This window comes from uncultured Psychrobacter sp. (genome assembly GCF_947488565.1).
In the GTDB taxonomy this organism is placed as follows: Bacteria; Pseudomonadota; Gammaproteobacteria; order Pseudomonadales; family Moraxellaceae; genus Psychrobacter; species Psychrobacter saeujeotis.
The window spans coordinates 41,159-59,511 of record NZ_CANKZC010000007.1 but is presented as its reverse complement, the minus strand read 5'-3'; the positions used below and the strand labels follow the sequence as shown (position 1 = coordinate 59,511).

The window sequence follows — 18,353 nt, the reverse complement described above, 5'->3', positions numbered from 1 at the left end:
CGACAAAATTCTATATGATTTTATGAGCATTCTTTTACAAATTTCCATTCTATAGGTTTTAGCGCCCAAGCCGATAGACGGCAAGGGCTAACCGTCGCAGCTGTTTTTTTATTAGCGCAACTGCGACATATCAAAGCAGAGGAGTTCTGTGATGTACACCAGCAATTTGAACAATCTAATTCTTAATAGTGACAGCTACAAAACCTCACATTGGGTGCAATACCCAACTGGTAGTGAGTATCTGTCCAGCTATATCGAAGCTCGCGGTGGCGACTATAAGGTGGTGTTTTTCGGCTTACAAGCTTTTATTAAAGAATACTTAAGCACCCCTATTACTCATCAAGATATCGATGAAGCCGAAACGGTGATTCATGCTCACGGTCTAACGTTCAATCGTGCGGGATGGGAGCGTCTGGTCGATAAGCATGGCGGTTATTTACCTCTACGTATCGAGGCTGTGCCTGAAGGTAGCATCGTGCCTGTGTCCAACGTAGTGTGCCAAATCACCAATACTGATCCTGAGTTTTATTGGTTACCAAGTTATATCGAAACTGCCCTGCTACGCGCCATTTGGTATCCCTCAACCGTCGCTAGCGTGTCACATTACTGCAAAAAGGTTATCCGCCATGCGTTAGAGAAGTCTGCTGATAATTCAGAATCCCTCATTTTTCGTTTACATGATTTTGGCTCACGTGGCGCGTCTAGTCATGAATCGGTGGCGCTCGGTAGCTTGGCGCATTTGGTTAATTTTGCTGGTACTGACTCTATGGCCGCTTTGGTTGCTGCCAGTCGTTGGTATCAGATGGGCAATGATATGCCAGCGTTCTCCATTCCTGCTGCTGAACACAGCACTATGACCGCCTGGGGCCGTGATGGAGAGACCGCCGCTTTTGCCAATATGATTGAACAGTTCGGTGGCAAAAATAACGCCTTTTCAGTGGTCTCTGATAGCTATGACTTATGGAATGCCATTGATAATATCTGGGGCGATGCGTTAAAAGACGATATCAAAAATATGGGTGGCACCTTGGTTATTCGACCAGACAGTGGCGAGCCGGCCAAAGTGGTACGCGAGGCATTGGAGCGTCTAGCAGTAAGGTTTGGTACCAGGCTTAACAGCAAAGGCTATAAAGTCTTGCCTGATTACGTACGTATTATCCAAGGTGACGGTATTAGCCCGCAAAGTTTAGGTAAAATCATCGATGTCGTGATGAAGGCTGGCTTTAGCGCAGAGAATATTACCTTTGGTATGGGCGGTGGTCTGTTGCAACAAGTCAATCGCGATACGATGAACTGGGCGATGAAGGCCAGCGCCATCTGTATCAATGGGGTATGGAAAGACATCTATAAAGATCCCGTCACCAGCCATTCTAAACGCTCAAAAAAAGGCCGTTTAGCACTAATAAAAGACGATAACGGACAAATAAAAACCATAAAAATAGATGATTTAAATACTGATACAGCTAACTTGTTACGTGATGTCTATATCGATGGCAAACTGCTCATAGAAGATAATCTCACTAGCATACGGGAGCGCACAGGATGGTAGCTCCTATTAAGATGTCTGGCATTGCCAAAGACGTATTACTCGCCCCTATTTACTTATATCAAGGTCACAAAGTCAAACGCGACACCGTGCGCCTTCCTGAACCAGAGGGCGAAAGACAGGGTCGTATTCAACTAGGTAACTCTCAATTACGTGACTCTGCTAAAATGACATTAAGTGAGATTACAAGAACGCTGAGCTTAATGATCGTTGGTGACTCGGCAGCGGCTGGGGTCGGCAGCCTGACGCAGCAAGAAGCGCTTGCTGGTAAGTTGATACCTGCCTTGCAGCAACAACCAGTCGTTAACGCTCATTTCGATGCACTAAACTGGGAGTTGCAAGCGACAACGGGACATACCAGTTTCGATATTTTGCGCCGATTATATATCCTACCTACTCCCAGCCAGCCAGTTGATATTATGGTTTTGAGTGTCGGCGTTAATGATACGACCTCCAACGTCTCTACAGCAAAATGGCAACAGCAACTTGAGCAAATTATCGCCATTGCTCAGCGTAAGTTTGGCGTACGCGAGCTTATCTTTTCAAGCCTACCACCGATGGCGCAGATGCCTGCTTTACCGTCACCGCTTAATAACTTTATCGGGGCAAAAGCCACGAAGCTTGACCAAGTATTGCAGGATGTTTGTGCCAAATATAATGATGTACATTATATGGCAGCAAACTTTACGCTAATGGCAGAAAAGCATGCCAACGGTACCCCTATCGATAGCGCCACTATGTTTGCCAGCGACGGCTTCCATCCCAGTAGCTTAACGTATGGCTTTTGGGCACAGCAGTTGGCAGAGCTGATTACGCACCTGCTTGAATCTCAGCTTGATGAGCATAGCAAATAAAAGCCTTTGTCCAATAAGCCACTTAAACTACGCTTAAAAAACGTAAAAAAACCGCTGAATTATCAGCGGTTTTTTATTACTTGGCAAAATAACTTGACGCAATAAGCGCAAATTACTCAGCAGAGTCAGCGGCTTTCTTACTACGGCCACCAAACGCGCCAAAGCGTTTGTTGAAGCTTGCAACACGGCCTTCAGTAGAAGTTTTACGCTGCTCACCAGTATAAAAAGGATGCGATGCACTTGAGATATCAAGTGGATAATATGGGTATTCTTTACCTTCATATTCACGAGTCGCTTTAGTCTTGGCTGTTGAGCGCGTCAAAAAGAACACGTCAGCATTAGTATCATGGAACAAAACTTCTTGGTAATCAGGATGGATATCTTTACGCATAATAAGCTCTCTATGTCCGATGCATGCTTAACATCATCGACCAATGGTCAGATGTTGCATACGTAACTGAGGCACTAAGGACATGTACAAATCTGGCAACTGCGTCACTGGCTTATTCCAGTACTCAGCACCATATCTTTGCTCTCTTAGCCTTCCCCAGCGGGAAAATTAAACCGCGATTTTAACGGTTTTTGGTATTTGATGCAAGCAGCATGTAAATCCTCAGTACTTATACTGCTAGCAACAATGAGCGCATAGTCCATGATGTCACAGCTTATTATCTACTTTGGCCCAGCGCTGTACGTGATAAGCGTTTTATAAAAAAGACAGCCACTATGGTGACTGTCTTCTTATTATTTGCATTACACTTTATTTGGTTGGAATAATATGCCAAACGCCAAGCTTATTGTCGCCGTCTTTGTCACCCACTTTGGTATCATTGGCATAAAAATATAACGGCTTACCATTCATGGCCCATTGATACTTGCCGTCTTCACGTTGAAAAGCAGCAAACTGACCAGAAGCCTTGGCATTACTAGGTGCCATAAATGCAGGCCAAGCTACCAAGCAAGCACTACCACATTCTGATTTATTCATCGAATCTTTATCAAAAGTATATAAAGTCATATGATTGGTTGCATCAACCAGCATACCGTTTTTACTCGCCACTGGTACGGTGTTATTGCTCGTCGCTTGTACATCATGCATACCTGATGTGTCATTGCCAAATACGTTGTTTAACGTAGAGCACCCTGTGAGCGTCAAAACACCTGTCAACGCAGACAACATAAGAATATTTTTCATCATAACTTCCTTGTAATTAAAAATAATATGGGGTTCAAATTTATATGTCTCTTTTTACTTGTGGTCTTTTATCTTGGCGTTTGTTTAGCGATGTCTTTAACCAAACAATAGACGCCCAAATCTGACTGCAAGCGTTTTAATATAGCATACGCTACAAACCTGTCGTTTCCATTAGAATATAATTTTACAAAAGCGTCTTAAGCTTACAAATCAACTAAAAACGACCATTTTTTATTATTCAAATACCCTATAAATATTTTTTGATAAAGTTTTGATATTGCCTGCACATTTAAAACGTCCTGTTTAAAGCGTACATTCCATCACTGTTTGTTGACAAAATTAATGCATCAAATTACGTATTTACCGTCATGTTGATTGCAGATTTTCGTAAAATAACACCATAGAATATAAGTATGGCTAAACAATTAAAAACATGACTATCACGACTTCATATATGTGTTGAACTTAGTAGTTGGCATACGCATATCAGTACATACCATACATTCAACCAGATACTTCTAACGAAATTTTAACGAATACGCTGAATACGGTCTCAAGATGAGGCTATCAAGGATATGACAACGACAATGACTCAAACTTTTATTAAAGATCAATCAAAATTAGCCTTAGACGATGCTTTGTCTCAGACAGCAAAGCACAACATCCCCGCCAAACGTGTGGGTATCTTAGGCGGTGGCACAGCAGGTGCAACGATTGCCATTCGTCTCGCGGCTTTAGGACTTGAAACTTACTTGTTTGAAAAGAAAAAATCTCTGATTGATGGTCCGCCAATGTGTCATTTACATGCAGGTGGTAACTTGTACCGCGAAATACCTGATGAAGATTGCGTCGCACTCCTTAAACAATGTATCGATATTTTACGCCTTTATCCTTACACCATTGATGTACGTCCGACTGTATTTGCAGTGCCGACACGTGATGAAGGACTACCTGAAGACTTATTGCCGCGCCTTGATATCTTAACAGACGCTTATCGTGAGCTTATCGCACAAGATGCTAATAACAAAGTATTGGGCGAGCCTGACAACTACTATCAACTATATAGTCATGAAAAAATGCTCGAGCTATCTGAACAAGAGCAAGTTGCGGTACCAGAGACAGTTGATGAATGGATGATACCAGTTGCTAAATATTTGGACTTAAACAAAGTTAAGTTTCCACTGATTGTCGTACAAGAATATGGCTGGAACATTTTTCGTTTAGCAGCGTCTGCGCAGCTCGCATTGGAAGAATACAATCATGCTCATGTCTTCACTGACACACAAGTTAAGCAAGTGATGCCAGTCGATTGTGAGAATTGTACAAATGCGGATCATCATGTTACCAAGTGGCGTATTGACTACCAGCAGGCCAATGCATCACAAACGGAAGCGGTTGAAGTCGACTACCTAGTGAATGCCTGTGGTTTTCGTACTGGGGTAATCGACGATATGGTCGGGGTTAAAGTCACGCGTATGGTCGAATTTAAATCCTCTTATATTACGCGTTGGGATGATGCAGGCGGGCAAATACCAGAGATTATTGTCTATGGTAATCGAGGCACACCAGAAGGTATGGCACAGCTCACGCCTTACCCAGATGGTTATTTTCAAATTCATGGTATGAGTAAAGCGATTACTTTGTTTAATGATGGTTTAGTTGCTTCTAATAAAGGTAGCGCCCAGCCTAAATTACCAAAGCAATATGTACACTATATCGAAGATGGCTGGGACAAAGCCCCATTGCAAGCGCGTAGCCAGCAAGCGATTGAATATGTGGCTGAGTTTGTACCGACGTTTAATAGTGCGCGTACCATTGGTAATGCGTTATATGGAGGACAACAAATCCCAGGCAAGGATGACACCTTACGAGTGGCTGATGTAAGCTTATATTCTAATATACGCTACGCGCGCGCTGAAAACGTCAAAGCCTCATCAACCTTGATTGCCGCTGATCAGATCGTTCATGAATTAACACAGCTTGGACTGATCGCAAACGATACTGCTGAGGATCGTCGTCGTTATGCGCACGAATGGAATTATCTTGTACACAACGACAGTACAGCTGTTGATAATGTGGCACGCGTACTGGCTGAGGAACGTGGGTTTCCTCAAGCTATGGCTGGTGTCAATCGCAGTATTCGTGAAGCCACTTTAGCAAATTTGGCGTCTAACAAAACATAATATATCACACCAACTCACACAGGTAAGAAAATACAAAAAAGGAGCAGATGGCCAAATACTGGCTGTCTGCTCCTTTTTCTATCCTGCTCTATAGCTACTAATAATGAATACAGGCTATCTTACTTATCAATTGATTGACCTTATGATACTTGGCTTTCATTTCCAGCCATCTTTTCTGTATCAACCGCATCTTCTATCGTTACTAGTGTCTGTAGTAAGTCGATTGCTTCGTTGATAGTATTGCACACCACCAAACGATCGAGATCTTGCTGCTTCATAAAGCCTTGCTCAGTGGTATATTTTAAATGCTCAATCATACGATCATAAAAGCCATTAATATTGAGAATAATCATCGGTTTTTCGTGCTGGTACAGCTGACGCCATGTGGCGATCTCCATTATCTCTTCTAATGTCCCAAGCCCGCCTGGCAACGTAATAAAAGCGTCTGCGTACTCTGCCATGACCGTTTTACGTGTGTGCATCGTATCAGTCAGATGCAGCCGTGTTAGCTGGTCATGCGCAATTTCATGTTTGAGCATGAACGTTGGAATCACACCGACAGCTTGTGCCCCGCCTTTGATAACTTCGTCAGCCACTGAGCCCATAAGACCAATACTGGCACCACCATATACCAAGCCCATACCATTTTTTGCCAAGGCTTGTCCCAACTCACGTGCTGCTTGCTCATAAACATCACTATTGCCCAAACGCGAACCGCAATAGACTGCGACCAATGGCATAGTCAACGCTGATTTATCTACTGCCTTTTCAATATGTGCAATATCTTGGCTGGTCAATACCTCATAAGTGTCATTGTTAATTTTCATTTGCATAAAGCGCCCCTAATTTTGTATAGATTATTTGTGTGTATGACTATCTTAAACTGTTTTAATAATTGTGTGCTTTGAACAAATACATTGCTCGCAGCTGATACCAAGTGTGTTTTTTTCATTGTAGATAGAGTATTGTCGGTGCTCTGTTAATTACGCATAATAAACATAAATTGGTTTCACGTCTATTTTCGGACTTTGGAATATATAAGTGATAAAAGATAATGTTAGATAAAGAGGTACAACCAAGCATTTGTTTTGCTCGCATTCCTCTTAGCATAAGCCATATTAATGGCTAATAACAACTTTTTATCACTGACGTATAACGCCCAATCTTGGTAATAATACGCTGTACTTACAAGCAAGTATGCTAACCTTTACAGCATATCATTTATTAATAATCATCGCTTATTGATACACATTATAAGGTATGACAATGCATCACAACCAAACACCATTTTCTACAAATAAACGAGAGCGCATGTCTGCTACGCCTCTTGATACTACAAACAACGATCCATTAGAGACGAAGGTTACGAGTATCGATACTTATGCGTTGACCATCATATCTGATCGCAATCGAGCGTTGTCAGCGACCATTTACCGCCCCAAAACTTCTGTAAAAACAGCTGTGATGATCGCGCCAGCGACTGGTATCAAACGTCAGTTCTATCACAATTTTGCGACTTTTTTAGCAGAGCAAGGCTTTGGAGTACTAACCTTTGATAATGAAGGTATTGGCGAGTCGCTGACGACCGATTTGACCAAATGCGATGCCTCCCTTATCAGTTGGGGGCGACATGATATGCCAGCCGCTCTCGATGCCTTACAGGATGAGTTCGGTAATGCCACTTATCATCTGATTGGCCATAGCGCAGGCGGTCAGCTGATTGGCCTTATGCCCAACTATGCCTCTATTGCTTCAGTTTTTAATGTCGCTTGTTCCTCAGGATGCATTAAAAATATGGACATGCCTTACAAGCTTAAGGCAATGGGTTTTATGGATGCCTTTATTCCACTCACTAACTTAACCTTAGGCTACACCCCAGCCGATAAAATCGGTATGGGTGAGCCGCTACCGCGCAGCGTAGCTCGTCAATGGCGCGCGTGGTGCAATGGCGCAGGCTATATCAAGACCGCCTTTGGCAAAAGTGTTCACACGCATTTCTATGATGAGCTGAGCATGCCAGCATTGTGGCTCGGCTTTAGCGATGATGACATTGCCAATAGTAAAAACATGGATGACATGATTCGCGTATTTACCAAAATGCCAATCGAAAAACGCATCCTTGATCCAAAAGACTTTGGCTTAAACAGCATTGGACACATGCGCTATTTTAGTAGTAAAACCAACGCTAAAGCCCCAGAGCTGTGGCAAATGGCAGTGGACTGGCTAAACGAGCAATCACAATAAATACAATGTATCTTATATTCAAACCGCGCATTCATTCCTTAATGCTATTGGCCTCTTCTGCCTTGAGGCGCTTGGTCAGAGCAGAATGTAATGACGGTGTCATGTTATGAATATTGCCAAGCATCCACTTAACGTAGCCAATAGGTACTTCTTTAATAAGCTTGCCTTTATATTTCCCAAATGGCATCTTCGCAACTGGGTTGGCGGTGTTTGAAATCTGATGCGCTGTCTCAAAATCTGTGGGCTTGATTTGTAGGCGCTCACAGCAAGCTTGGTAAAGCAAATAACACATGCGTGCATCACCTAGTGCATCATGCGCTGCAATGGTCATTTTGCTGGCTTCCTCTTGTCCCAATAACTGCTCAATACATTTGGACTGCCCATAATATCGCCATTCTGGAAAAGCGACGCGCGCCAGTCGCACGGTGCAAATCAGCTTAGCAGACGGCCTACCGATCACTCGCCAATCAAAGCGTACATTATGGCCAATCAGATACTGCGGCAAGTCAAATTCATCCAATTCAAAACGCTCAAGTCCAGCGACATCATCATCGGTAATGCCATGAACTTTGATCACAATTGGCGATATAGGACGGCCACTGTTAAAGTATTTCATCCACTCAAACCCACTTGCCACATTAATAGTCGCAACTTGGATAGGTCGTGGATCTCGACCTTGGTCGGTTTCAGTATCAATAATAAGCGCAGTATCAGTCATAAAGAGCCAGTCATCAGTATTAGTCCCAAAAGAGTCTGTCAAGAATCTGGCCGATTCACTATAAAATCTATGCCAGTAGTAAATTCTTATAAAAGTATCGATTTTATTCTATACTAACTATAGTATTGTCATATGCAGCCTCAGTCTTTATGGGGATAAAAGCGTCATATAACAATGCGATACAAACGTTATAGAGCGAGACTCTTATAATATCAATTGAAATTAATGCAAAAACTTAATATAAAACCCAAGAGATGTCGATGCCAGCGAATCTAAATCAACAACCACCCAAGCCAACGTTTTTGCGCCGTACATTAAGCGTATTGATTAAGGCTGCTGTGCTATTGGCGCTATTATTTGTATTCGACAAACTACTACCGAGCATCAGCCAACAAACCCAGTCGTTTGTAGTAGCGAAATGGCAACAGCTCAGCTTATTACAACAAGAGTTGCCGACAGAAAACAGCCTACCCAGTCCGCTACCAGAACAGCATCTAACTGATACGTGGGGCGCTGCGCGTAGCCAAGGTCGTACGCATGAAGGCATCGATATCTTTGCACCGCGCGGCACACCAGTACAGTCAACGACGCAAGGCATTGTCAGTAAGGTTGGCGAAAATACATTAGGCGGACGTGTGGTAGTGGTCGTAGGTCCTGGCGGTGCAGGACATTATTATGCACACCTAGAAGATTATGCTGATATAACTCCCAACGACTGGGTAGATGCTGGTGATATCATAGGCTATATTGGTGATAGTGGTAATGCCAAAGGTACACCGCCGCACGTACATTATGGTATTTATATCAGCGGCAGTGCTGTCAATCCTTACCCACTTTTACAAAAAGACTAAAGCGTAGGCTCAGATCGTATATGGTTGGCGGGGAACAACGCACTAAACGTCGACCCTACGCCCTCTGTTGACTCAATTTGTAAGTTTACATCGTATTGATATAAGACGTGTTTGACAATTGCGAGACCTAACCCAGTACCGCCTGTGGCACGGCTACGACCACTATCGATACGATAAAACCGCTCAGTCAACCGCGTGATATGCTGAGGTGCAATACCGATACCATCATCCTCAACAGCAAAACGGCAGCCTTCAGAGGTCTTGGCCCAGCTGATTGTGATATTGCCGCCTTTGGGTGTGTATTTGATGGCATTGATGACCAAGTTAGACAAGGCGCTATTTAAATACATCTCTGACCCGTATAAGCCATCATAGGTATCTATCTGCAAACGTATGCTATGCCCATATTCGCTATTATAAGCTTGGGCATCATCGTAGATATGGGTTAGCAGTTTGGTCATATTAATATAATGAAACTCATGCGTCTCTTCAATCTCAATCCGAGACAACAGTAATAAATCATTGACGATTCTATTCATACGCGCTGTCTGCTGGGTCATCAGCTCAAACCCACGCTGCCAATGCGGTGGCATGTCTGGTTGATCTGAAAAGTTTTCGAGATAACCCATTAACACCGTCAATGGTGTTCTAAGCTCATGGGAGACATTTGCCACAAAGTCGCGGCGCATTTGTTCCAAATGATGCAGACGAGTCACATCATAGATGATTAATAGTTTTTCGTCCCCAAAAGGGGTGAGCTCGCATTTTAAATAACGCTTAGGATCTCGCCAAGATGCCATATGCACACCATCGTTGGGTGTCGTCATGGCTTGATAGTACTGGCGAAACTCAGGCACATTGATAAAATCAAAAATACTCTTACCCTTATCTGCTACTTGTAGCAATAGTAAATCCTCAGCAGCTTGATTCCACCACTCTAGACTATCATCATCATTGAGCAATATTACGGCGTCTTGTAGAGCACGTAATGAGCTTCTGATTTTTTTGAGCTGGCCCATCACTTCTTGCTGAGTTGCTTGATCTTGCGGGTGCTGTTCTGGCTCGTTTTGTTGCTCGTTTTCTATAGGCGTTATCATATCTTTCATACCCTTACGACTATCTACTGCGTTACTTTGTCATGCATATGTCGTTCTGTTTAAACTGGCTCATACTGGCTCAATGAAATTAGAGAACCGATAACCAGTACCACGCACTGTTTGAATCAACGTATCGCAGTCGTGGGGCTTTAATAATTTACGCAAACGCCTGATATGCACATCAATTGTCCGATCTTCGATATAGACATTACCGCCCCATACCTGATCGAGCAGTTGTGCGCGCGTATAGGCACGCTCTGGATGACTCATAAAAAACGCCAATAACCTATACTCTGTCGGTCCGATATCCACAACCTTATCATTGGCCGTGACGCGTTGGCCTTTGGGATCTAGGCTCAGCTTACCTATCTCAATGGGCTTATCAGCACTCAGCGCACTACTACGACGCAATACCGCTTTAATCCTTGAAATTAGCTCTCGTGTCGAAAAAGGCTTGGTCATATAATCATCAGCCCCCGCATCAAGCCCATGAACTTTACTGTCCTCTTCACTTTTGGCCGTCAGCATAATGACTGGTATCTCAGCCAGCAGCTCATCGCTTTTAAGCATACGACAAAAATCAATACCGCTTTTATCTCCAGGTAACATCCAATCTAATAAGATAAGCGCAGGACGATGATCAACCACTTGTTGATGCGCCTCTGACACATCAGCCGCTTGCAAGCTGTCAAATCCAGCCATCTCCAACGTCATCACCACCATTTCACGAATGGCAGGCTCATCTTCGACAATCAAAATTTGCTCATTATGCATAGGACAACCTTATTATTAAGCGCTGAATAATTATATAAGAAGGAACTTTAAGCTAAAAAAGACGGTAAACACTCGTTAATAACCGTCTATTAAACGCGTTAATTATGACAATTTGATGACATTCGCTCTTTAAACTTCTAACAAAAAGTTTAGTGGCCCATCATTGACGCTATCGATTTGCATATCAGCTCCGAACTGTCCCGTTGCAACGTTGGGATGCTGAGTCTTTGCATAAGCGACTAATTGCTCAAACAATACTTTTGCAGCCTCGGGCGGCATCGCACCGCCAAAGTCAGGGCGTCGTCCTTTGTCTGTTTTGGCCATCAAGGTAAATTGTGATACCAGTAATAATCCGCCACCTACCTGTTGTACATTTTTATCCAGTTTGCCAAGCTTAGCTGGATCAGCTGTATTTTCAAAAACACGATAAGTGATAATCTTATCGATCATACGTTTTGCCTGTTGTAAATCATCATCATGCCCTAAGCCGATATATGCCAGTATACCCTGCTCAATTGAGCCAACGCAGCTTTCATCAACTGTGACACTAGCACGATTGACCCGCTGAATAAGTACTTTCATAGATTACCTCCTTAAACAATTATGGTCATACGATTGAGTGCTGACCATGATAAAATATAGACATTTATTATTTCTAACTTTTATTTTTTATTTTAACAACTACTTTGGTAACCCTTTATGACTTTATTTACCACCATTCAGCAGTTTGTACCGCAGCAAAAACTTAGCAAAGTTGCTGGACGTTTGGCGGCTAGCCGTCATCCAATGGTTAAACGTGCTTTTATTCGCAGCTTTGCAAAAGCATATGATGTAAAGTTGGATGAATACGAACGTCAAAGCTTAAATGCTTACGAGAGCTTTAACGACTTTTTTACCCGTGAGCTCAAAGACGATGCGCGTGCGATCGATACTACTACCCATGGCATTGTAAGCCCTGCTGATGGAATTGTCTCTCAGCTCGGTCACATTCATGACCATAAACTGCTTCAAGCCAAAGGGCGTTACTATGACATCGGGCAGCTACTTGCTGATAGTGACGATGGGAGCTACTTCGCTGATGGGAGCTTTGCAACTGTCTATCTAGCGCCTAGTAACTATCATCGCGTACACATGCCATTTGCGGGCACTTTGACTAAAACTCGCTATGTACCAGGCACCTTGTTTTCAGTCAATACTACCACTGCTGCCAATATTCCTGATTTATTTGCTCGTAATGAGCGTTTGGTTTGTCTATTTGACACCGAGTACGGCAAAGCAGCAGTCGTCATGGTGGGAGCGATGATTGTCGCTGGTATCGAGACGGTAGCGACAGGTAAGATTACCCGTACCGACGATATTCAAGAAGCTGATCATGACATGAAACTTGAAAAGGGCGATGAGCTTGGGCGCTTTTATCTGGGGTCAACCGCCATTGTTATATTGCCTAAAGCTGCAAAAGCTGACTGGCAAGATAATATAATGGCGAACAGCGTGGTACAAATGGGTCAATTACTAGGGGCTGCCCATACAGGGAAATAAATAAAAACTCATTAAAAAACCCAGTCAATAACATGGCAATATTGACTGGGTTTTATTTTGCGCCGCATTATCCATCATCTGCACCATGAATAATTTTATATCATCTATACCAAGAGTTTTAGTAACGAAAATGTTTAGCAATAGGATAAGTGAAAAGGATATTTTCTTCTTGCGTACCATCTCCAATATTGTGAATAATAAGCGGCGTCCCATCAGCGGCCTTTTTGTTTGAGACGATACCGATATGCGGCACGTTGTCTTTTGGCAGTCGCCACGTCACAATATCCCCTGTCTTAAAACTGTTTTTGTCAGTGACAGATAATGATTTTCCATGACGCTCAAAAAACACTTCAAGATTGGCCACTCGGCGATGGTCAATATTGTTATCCGGTGACTTTAATCCCCAATTCTTTGGATATTCTGACCAATTTGATTTCATGTCGTGATTGACCAGCTGCTGTAAATCTATATTTTGCAAACGATAAGCACGCACAATGACATCGGTACTTCTCCCCGTTTTCATCGGTACATCACCACGTGGAAAGTCCATTTTTCGATAAGTGGCGTCATAATTGACTGTCACACCGATTTGTTTTTTGGCATCTGCTGCCAGCTTGCTACCACTGCTGTTAGGACTGGCAGCCATAACCGGCTGTATCATCATTATTGAAAATACAACTGCTAAGAGCGGTTTAAAACCGTACTGCTTTACCCTATTCATCTTTTATGCCTTATATTGTCTATTTTTAATAAAACCTGACTAGGCAATTCATTATCTAGATCGTTTAATAACTACCTTTAATGACAATTATCTTTAACAATAATTGACTACTTAATCAGATTACTAATGGTCTTAAATGCAGGGTCGCGACTTGTGCGACATAGCTCAAACAATATGGTTTCAACCGTAGTAATTACCCCACCTGCGCGGCGAATACGCCGTATGGCTTGTTTTTTATCATATGGAAAGCGTGATCCTACCGCATCGCCAACAATGACTGGTTGCATACCATTATCCAGTAAATCTAACGCCGTTTGCATGACACACACATGCGTCTCAACGCCGAATAATAAAACGATGCTACGGTTTTGCTGCGCCAAATAATGCCATGAATCATCGTTGTCGCAAGCGCTAAACGTGACTTTTTCAAAACTTTTAGCGTTATTACCTTCTAATAGCTCAAAAACTTCAGGTAACGTATCACCGAGACCTTTTTTATATTGCTCATTAAGCATAATAGGAATATCAAGGGCCTGTAGACCTTTTATCAACGTTGTTATTTTTTTGACGATGTTTTCGTGATCATAAATGTGCGGCGTTAGGCGCTCTTGCACATCGATAAGCATTGCTTGCGTATTTTCACGAGCGATACGATACGTGCGGTCGGTAATCATAGTGGCCATGTTAAGTACACTCCTTGTACGTTTGTAGCACATCGCTACAGACTAAATGATTGGTTTGTTGTTATTTGATATACGCTCATTTAGTCATATTTCGTCCAGTGCGTCAATAAACATAATCTTTATTAACAACTTATGAACGTTATGTCATAGATGGTTTTTGATTGTTTACACACAAACAAGCCTCCAGTTATTTAACCGAAGGCTTGGGTTAGCATATCTAAATTTTACAAAACGACTGCTATTTCAAAATCTTAAACACGCTCAATCACGGTAGCGATACCTTGACCAAGACCGATACACATGGTCGCCAGACCAATTTCAGTGTCTGATTGCTCCATGGCGTTCAACAAAGTCACAGTGATACGTGCACCAGAACAACCGAGTGGATGACCCAGCGCAATCGCGCCACCATTGATGTTGACGATGTCTTGCTTGTCCGTCAAGTTCAACGCTTTAAGTACTGACAAGCCTTGCGCTGCAAAGGCTTCGTTTAACTCGATGGTTTGCATATCATCGATGCTCATGCCAGCGCGCTTCAGGGCTTTGTTGGTCGCAGGTACCGGACCATAACCCATGATAGCGGCATCACAACCAGCAACAGCCATGCTGCGAATACGAGCACGAGGCTTCAGGCCTAAATCTTTGGCTTTTTGTGCACTCATGACTAGCATTGCTGACGCACCGTCAGATAGGGCAGATGAAGTAGCAGCAGTCACTGTACCGCCTTTAGGATCAAAGGCTGGGCGTAGCTTTTGCATTTGCTCCATTGTCGCATCTGGACGAATCACTTCATCAACAGTACATAGTTGCAGACGACCTGCGGCATCATGACCTTCGATACCGATAATTTCATTGTCAAAACGACCTTCAGTGGTCGCAGCCCATGCACGGCGATGTGACTCAAGACCAAAGGCGTCTTGCTCTTCGCGCGTGATATTGTTCATACGACCAAGCATTTCAGCTGTCAAACCCATCATGTTCGAGGCTTTTGCATAATGCTTAGAAGCAGCAGGGTTCAAGTCAACACCGTGCATCATGCCAACATGACCCATGTGCTCAACACCACCAATGATAAACACATCACCTTGGTTGGTCATGATTTGCGCCGCTGCCGTATGTAGCGCTTGCATGGAGGAACCACATAGACGGTTGACCGTTTGACCGCCAGCGGTCTTTGGAATACCAGCCAGCAGACCAATGTTACGACCGATATTTAGACCTTGCTCAAGCGTCTGGTTGACACAACCCCAAATAATATCTTCGACATCGTTGGTATCAAAATCGTTACGCTCTACCAAAGCACGAACCAATTCCGCTGAGATGTTATCAGCGCGAACATGGCGGAACATACCGTTTTTAGATTTTCCCATTGCTGAGCGTACACCGTCTACGATGACCACATCTTTTGGACTTAAAGTTGTCATACTATCTTCCTTTTCAATTTTTATTGTCAGTGTTATCAGCTCGCTTTGATACTAGATACGATATTTACCTGTATACCTAATTTTTTAGGGCTAGAAACAAATTGAACCGACCAAAACGGTACGCTTGCTGTTCACTCTCTCGATATAGCCATCGCTATCAGTGATACTTGCAAACGTACCCCACTTATCCTTATACGGTATGCTCGTTACGCTGTGGCGTAAAAAGTCTCACCTGCTGCTGCCATGTCGCGAATCTTTTGTGGCGCTTCATAAGCTTTGCCAAGGTGTGCGTACTTTTCACACAGTGCCAAGTAGTTATCTAGACCCATTTGATCAATATAACGGCAAGGGCCACCGCGGAATGGCGGGAAACCAACACCCATAATCATCGCCATATCCGCCTCACTTGGCGTACTGACGATATTGTCTTCTAGACAGCGTACGGTCTCATTACAGAAAGCCAGCATAGTGCGGTCAATGATGGTTTGATCATCAAACTCCTGCGTGTCGCTATCTGTCGTGGTTTTTAATAGCTCATAAGTGGCGTCGTCAGCAACTTTCTTTGGCTTACCGCGCTTATCTGTTTCGTACTTATAGAAACCAACACCATTCTTTTGACCTAGACGCTCATTGTCATACAGATGCTGAATCGCGCCTTTATAATCAGGCTTCATGCGGTCAGGAAAACCTTCTGCCATGACTTCTGCCCCATGGACACCAGTATCTAAACCAACTACGTCAATTAGGTAAGCAGGACCCATCGGCCAGCCGAATTTTTCCATGACTTTATCAACATGGACAAAATCAGCGCCTTGTTTAAGTAGTAAATCAAACGCACCGAAGTATGGGAACAATACGCGGTTGACCAAGAAACCTGGGCAGTCATTGACCACGACCGGTACTTTACCCATTTTGGAAGCCAACGCAACGGTGGTTGCAATCGCTTCTTCAGAGGACTTCTCACCGCGGATAACTTCCACCAGTGGCATACGGTGTACTGGGTTAAAAAAGTGCATACCGACGAAGTTTTCTGGACGCTCAAGTACTGTCGCCAAATGAGTGATAGAAATCGTTGAAGTATTAGAGGCAAGAATACAGTCATCTTTGACCAGACCTTCAACCTCTTTTAGTACAGCATGTTTAACCTTAGGATTTTCTACTACCGCTTCGATGACGATGTCAGTCTCAGCAAAGTCGCCATAGTTCAGCGTTGGACGAATACGGCTCAAAGTTTCACCCATTTTGGCTGGGGTCATCTTCTCACGATCGACCATTTTGCTTAATATTTTACTGGCCTCTTTCATACCCAAATCTAATTGCTCAGACTTGATGTCTTTCATGATAATTGGCAAGCCCTTGCTGGCTGCCTGATAAGCGATACCGCCGCCCATGATACCAGCGCCTAGTACGGCCGCTTCATTGATATCATGTGCTTGCTTGCTATGCTGCTTCGCTAATTTTTTAACCAATTGATCATTTAAGAATAGACCAACCAAGCTCTCTGCTTGTGGCGTTTTGGCAGCTTTGGCAAAACCAGCAGCTTCAACTTCAATCGCTTTATCACGTGGCAAGTTAACATGCTTTTCAATCGCTTCAATCGCGATGGCTGGTGCTGGGTACTGCTTAGGATTGGCTTTAGAGAAGATCATGCCTTTGGCACTGTTAAACGCCATTGCTTGCTCAAGCTGGTTTAGCTTAACAGGCTCGAGCTTCTCTTCACGCTTGGCCTGCCAGTCAAGCTCACCTGAGATGCATTTTTTGACCAAATCAATGGCAGCATCTTGTAAGTCATCAGCAGGAACGGTTGCATCAACCAAGCCTAGCTTGAGAGCCTCTAGTGGTTTTTTTGGCTTGCCAGTGGCGATTAATTCAAGCGCGTTATCGATACCGATGACGCGAGTACTACGAACCGTACCACCAAAACCTGGGAAAATACCTAGCTGAGTTTCTGGTAAACCGATAATCGCTTTGTCACTCATGACACGATACTCACACACTAAGGTCATCTCACAACCACCGCCTAGTGCTGCGCCATTGATGGCAGCTACTTTTGGGAACGGTAAGTCTTCAAAACGGTTAAAAGTATCGTTAATACCGACAACCCAATCTTTAATCTCACTCTCTGGCTTCTTGAATGAGCCGACGAATTCAGTAATATCAGCACCAGCGATAAATACGCCTTTGCTTGAGGTGACAATAAGACCTTTAACGTCATCAGACTTTTCAAGCGCGCTTATCGCTTCATCAAATTGCTTGTTGGTTTCGGCATCGAACTTGTTCACGCTCTCATTTTCGGCGTTGTATTGCATGTTGGCGATGCCATCCTCTAGCATTGTCACCGTGATGCGATTTCCTTGGTATACCATTTGAAACTCCTTGCTATGTAATAAAGATCAAATTATAAAAGCTACGTTTTAGAATGAAAATAACTAGCTAATGGTTGTAAATAAAACGAATAAAATTACTGTCAATTTATCAGTCTATAACCCAACGACTGATAAAAGACAGTGATGATGTGTTTATT

17 protein-coding genes are annotated in these 18,353 nt (G+C 43.3%); 6 read left to right on the top strand and 11 right to left on the bottom strand.

Annotation, left to right across the window (positions count from 1 at the left end; translation table 11 throughout):
* Positions 1-151 precede the first annotated feature (151 nt).
* Both Q0890_RS13110 and Q0890_RS13105 read left to right on the top strand, forming a co-directional pair.
* Entirely contained in the window at positions 152-1,549 is a 1,398-nt protein-coding gene (locus tag Q0890_RS13110; RefSeq protein ID WP_299221816.1) for a nicotinate phosphoribosyltransferase, read from the top strand.
* On the top strand, positions 1,543-2,400 hold the full coding sequence (locus Q0890_RS13105; protein ID WP_299221813.1) for an SGNH/GDSL hydrolase family protein: 858 nt from the start codon (positions 1,543-1,545) through the stop codon (positions 2,398-2,400). Before Q0890_RS13110 ends, Q0890_RS13105 begins: the two co-directional genes overlap by 7 nt.
* A gap of 112 nt (positions 2,401-2,512) precedes the next feature.
* Here Q0890_RS13105 and Q0890_RS13100 read toward each other — a convergent pair whose 3' ends face one another.
* Positions 2,513-2,791 carry a type B 50S ribosomal protein L31 gene (locus Q0890_RS13100; protein ID WP_058369928.1) on the bottom strand — a complete coding sequence of 93 codons (279 nt, stop codon included), beginning with the start codon at positions 2,789-2,791 and terminating at the stop codon, positions 2,513-2,515.
* A 369-nt stretch (positions 2,792-3,160) separates the two neighbouring features.
* Positions 3,161-3,598, bottom strand: a complete 438-nt coding sequence (locus tag Q0890_RS13095; protein WP_299221809.1) for a hypothetical protein — start codon at positions 3,596-3,598, stop codon at positions 3,161-3,163.
* A 584-nt stretch (positions 3,599-4,182) separates the two neighbouring features.
* On the opposite strand from Q0890_RS13095, the gene Q0890_RS13090 reads away from it, so the two are divergent.
* Positions 4,183-5,778: an FAD-dependent oxidoreductase gene (locus tag Q0890_RS13090; RefSeq protein ID WP_299221806.1), complete on the top strand. Its 1,596-nt coding sequence runs from the start codon at positions 4,183-4,185 to the stop codon at positions 5,776-5,778.
* Positions 5,779-5,918: 140 nt separating this feature from the next.
* Here Q0890_RS13090 and Q0890_RS13085 read toward each other — a convergent pair whose 3' ends face one another.
* Complete coding sequence (locus Q0890_RS13085; protein ID WP_299221803.1) at positions 5,919-6,611, bottom strand: TIGR00730 family Rossman fold protein; 693 nt, start codon at positions 6,609-6,611, stop codon at positions 5,919-5,921.
* A gap of 478 nt (positions 6,612-7,089) precedes the next feature.
* Between Q0890_RS13085 and Q0890_RS13080 the strand changes: the two genes are divergently transcribed.
* Positions 7,090-8,022 (top strand): alpha/beta fold hydrolase, encoded by a 933-nt coding sequence (locus tag Q0890_RS13080; protein WP_299221801.1) that lies wholly within the window; start codon positions 7,090-7,092, stop codon positions 8,020-8,022.
* Positions 8,023-8,053: 31 nt separating this feature from the next.
* On the opposite strand, the gene Q0890_RS13075 is transcribed toward Q0890_RS13080, so the two are convergent.
* Positions 8,054-8,782 (bottom strand): DUF3820 family protein, encoded by a 729-nt coding sequence (locus Q0890_RS13075; RefSeq protein WP_299221798.1) that lies wholly within the window; start codon positions 8,780-8,782, stop codon positions 8,054-8,056.
* Between the two features lie 218 nt (positions 8,783-9,000).
* On the opposite strand from Q0890_RS13075, the gene Q0890_RS13070 reads away from it, so the two are divergent.
* A complete protein-coding gene (locus Q0890_RS13070; RefSeq protein WP_299221795.1) occupies positions 9,001-9,591 on the top strand; it encodes a M23 family metallopeptidase in 591 nt (196 codons plus the stop codon).
* Here Q0890_RS13070 and phoR read toward each other — a convergent pair.
* From phoR to dtd, 3 genes are all read right to left on the bottom strand, one after another.
* Complete coding sequence (gene phoR, locus Q0890_RS13065; RefSeq protein ID WP_299221793.1) at positions 9,588-10,688, bottom strand: phosphate regulon sensor histidine kinase PhoR; 1,101 nt, start codon at positions 10,686-10,688, stop codon at positions 9,588-9,590. The genes Q0890_RS13070 and phoR overlap by 4 nt on opposite strands.
* Before the next feature lie 69 nt (positions 10,689-10,757).
* Positions 10,758-11,462: a phosphate regulon transcriptional regulator PhoB gene (phoB, locus tag Q0890_RS13060; RefSeq protein ID WP_299221790.1), complete on the bottom strand. Its 705-nt coding sequence runs from the start codon at positions 11,460-11,462 to the stop codon at positions 10,758-10,760.
* 129 nt (positions 11,463-11,591) lie between these two features.
* Complete coding sequence (gene dtd, locus Q0890_RS13055; RefSeq protein ID WP_299221787.1) at positions 11,592-12,044, bottom strand: D-aminoacyl-tRNA deacylase; 453 nt, start codon at positions 12,042-12,044, stop codon at positions 11,592-11,594.
* A gap of 117 nt (positions 12,045-12,161) precedes the next feature.
* Between dtd and asd the strand changes: the two genes are divergently transcribed.
* Positions 12,162-13,001, top strand: a complete 840-nt coding sequence (gene asd, locus Q0890_RS13050) for an archaetidylserine decarboxylase (protein WP_299221784.1) — start codon at positions 12,162-12,164, stop codon at positions 12,999-13,001.
* A gap of 118 nt (positions 13,002-13,119) precedes the next feature.
* On the opposite strand, the gene Q0890_RS13045 is transcribed toward asd, so the two are convergent.
* From Q0890_RS13045 to fadB, 4 genes are all read right to left on the bottom strand, one after another.
* Positions 13,120-13,722, bottom strand: coding sequence for a DUF1287 domain-containing protein (locus tag Q0890_RS13045; protein WP_299221781.1), 603 nt, complete (start codon positions 13,720-13,722; stop codon positions 13,120-13,122).
* A gap of 107 nt (positions 13,723-13,829) precedes the next feature.
* Positions 13,830-14,405 carry an isochorismatase family protein gene (locus tag Q0890_RS13040; RefSeq protein WP_299221778.1) on the bottom strand — a complete coding sequence of 192 codons (576 nt, stop codon included), beginning with the start codon at positions 14,403-14,405 and terminating at the stop codon, positions 13,830-13,832.
* 251 nt (positions 14,406-14,656) lie between these two features.
* Complete coding sequence (fadA, locus tag Q0890_RS13035) at positions 14,657-15,829, bottom strand: acetyl-CoA C-acyltransferase FadA (RefSeq protein ID WP_299221775.1); 1,173 nt, start codon at positions 15,827-15,829, stop codon at positions 14,657-14,659.
* A 206-nt stretch (positions 15,830-16,035) separates the two neighbouring features.
* Positions 16,036-18,195 (bottom strand): fatty acid oxidation complex subunit alpha FadB, encoded by a 2,160-nt coding sequence (fadB, locus tag Q0890_RS13030; RefSeq protein WP_299221772.1) that lies wholly within the window; start codon positions 18,193-18,195, stop codon positions 16,036-16,038.
* Between the last annotated feature and the right edge of the window lie 158 nt (positions 18,196-18,353).

Excerpts from the sequence above, each read along its gene's own strand:
- Q0890_RS13080 (WP_299221801.1), top strand. The coding sequence starts at position 7,090 with ATGTCTGCTACGCCTCTTGATACTACAAACAACGATCCATTAGAGACG.
- Q0890_RS13100 (WP_058369928.1), bottom strand. The coding sequence starts at position 2,791 with ATGCGTAAAGATATCCATCCTGATTACCAAGAAGTTTTGTTCCATGAT.
- phoR (WP_299221793.1), bottom strand. The coding sequence starts at position 10,688 with ATGATAACGCCTATAGAAAACGAGCAACAAAACGAGCCAGAACAGCAC.
- dtd (WP_299221787.1), bottom strand. The coding sequence starts at position 12,044 with ATGAAAGTACTTATTCAGCGGGTCAATCGTGCTAGTGTCACAGTTGAT.
- Q0890_RS13105 (WP_299221813.1), top strand. The coding sequence starts at position 1,543 with ATGGTAGCTCCTATTAAGATGTCTGGCATTGCCAAAGACGTATTACTC.
- phoB (WP_299221790.1), bottom strand. The coding sequence starts at position 11,462 with ATGCATAATGAGCAAATTTTGATTGTCGAAGATGAGCCTGCCATTCGT.
- fadB (WP_299221772.1), bottom strand. The coding sequence starts at position 18,195 with ATGGTATACCAAGGAAATCGCATCACGGTGACAATGCTAGAGGATGGC.
- Q0890_RS13095 (WP_299221809.1), bottom strand. The coding sequence starts at position 3,598 with ATGATGAAAAATATTCTTATGTTGTCTGCGTTGACAGGTGTTTTGACG.
- asd (WP_299221784.1), top strand. The coding sequence starts at position 12,162 with ATGACTTTATTTACCACCATTCAGCAGTTTGTACCGCAGCAAAAACTT.
- Q0890_RS13040 (WP_299221778.1), bottom strand. The coding sequence starts at position 14,405 with ATGGCCACTATGATTACCGACCGCACGTATCGTATCGCTCGTGAAAAT.
- Q0890_RS13085 (WP_299221803.1), bottom strand. The coding sequence starts at position 6,611 with ATGCAAATGAAAATTAACAATGACACTTATGAGGTATTGACCAGCCAA.
- Q0890_RS13045 (WP_299221781.1), bottom strand. The coding sequence starts at position 13,722 with ATGAATAGGGTAAAGCAGTACGGTTTTAAACCGCTCTTAGCAGTTGTA.
- Q0890_RS13090 (WP_299221806.1), top strand. The coding sequence starts at position 4,183 with ATGACTCAAACTTTTATTAAAGATCAATCAAAATTAGCCTTAGACGAT.
- Q0890_RS13070 (WP_299221795.1), top strand. The coding sequence starts at position 9,001 with ATGCCAGCGAATCTAAATCAACAACCACCCAAGCCAACGTTTTTGCGC.
- fadA (WP_299221775.1), bottom strand. The coding sequence starts at position 15,829 with ATGACAACTTTAAGTCCAAAAGATGTGGTCATCGTAGACGGTGTACGC.
- Q0890_RS13110 (WP_299221816.1), top strand. The coding sequence starts at position 152 with ATGTACACCAGCAATTTGAACAATCTAATTCTTAATAGTGACAGCTAC.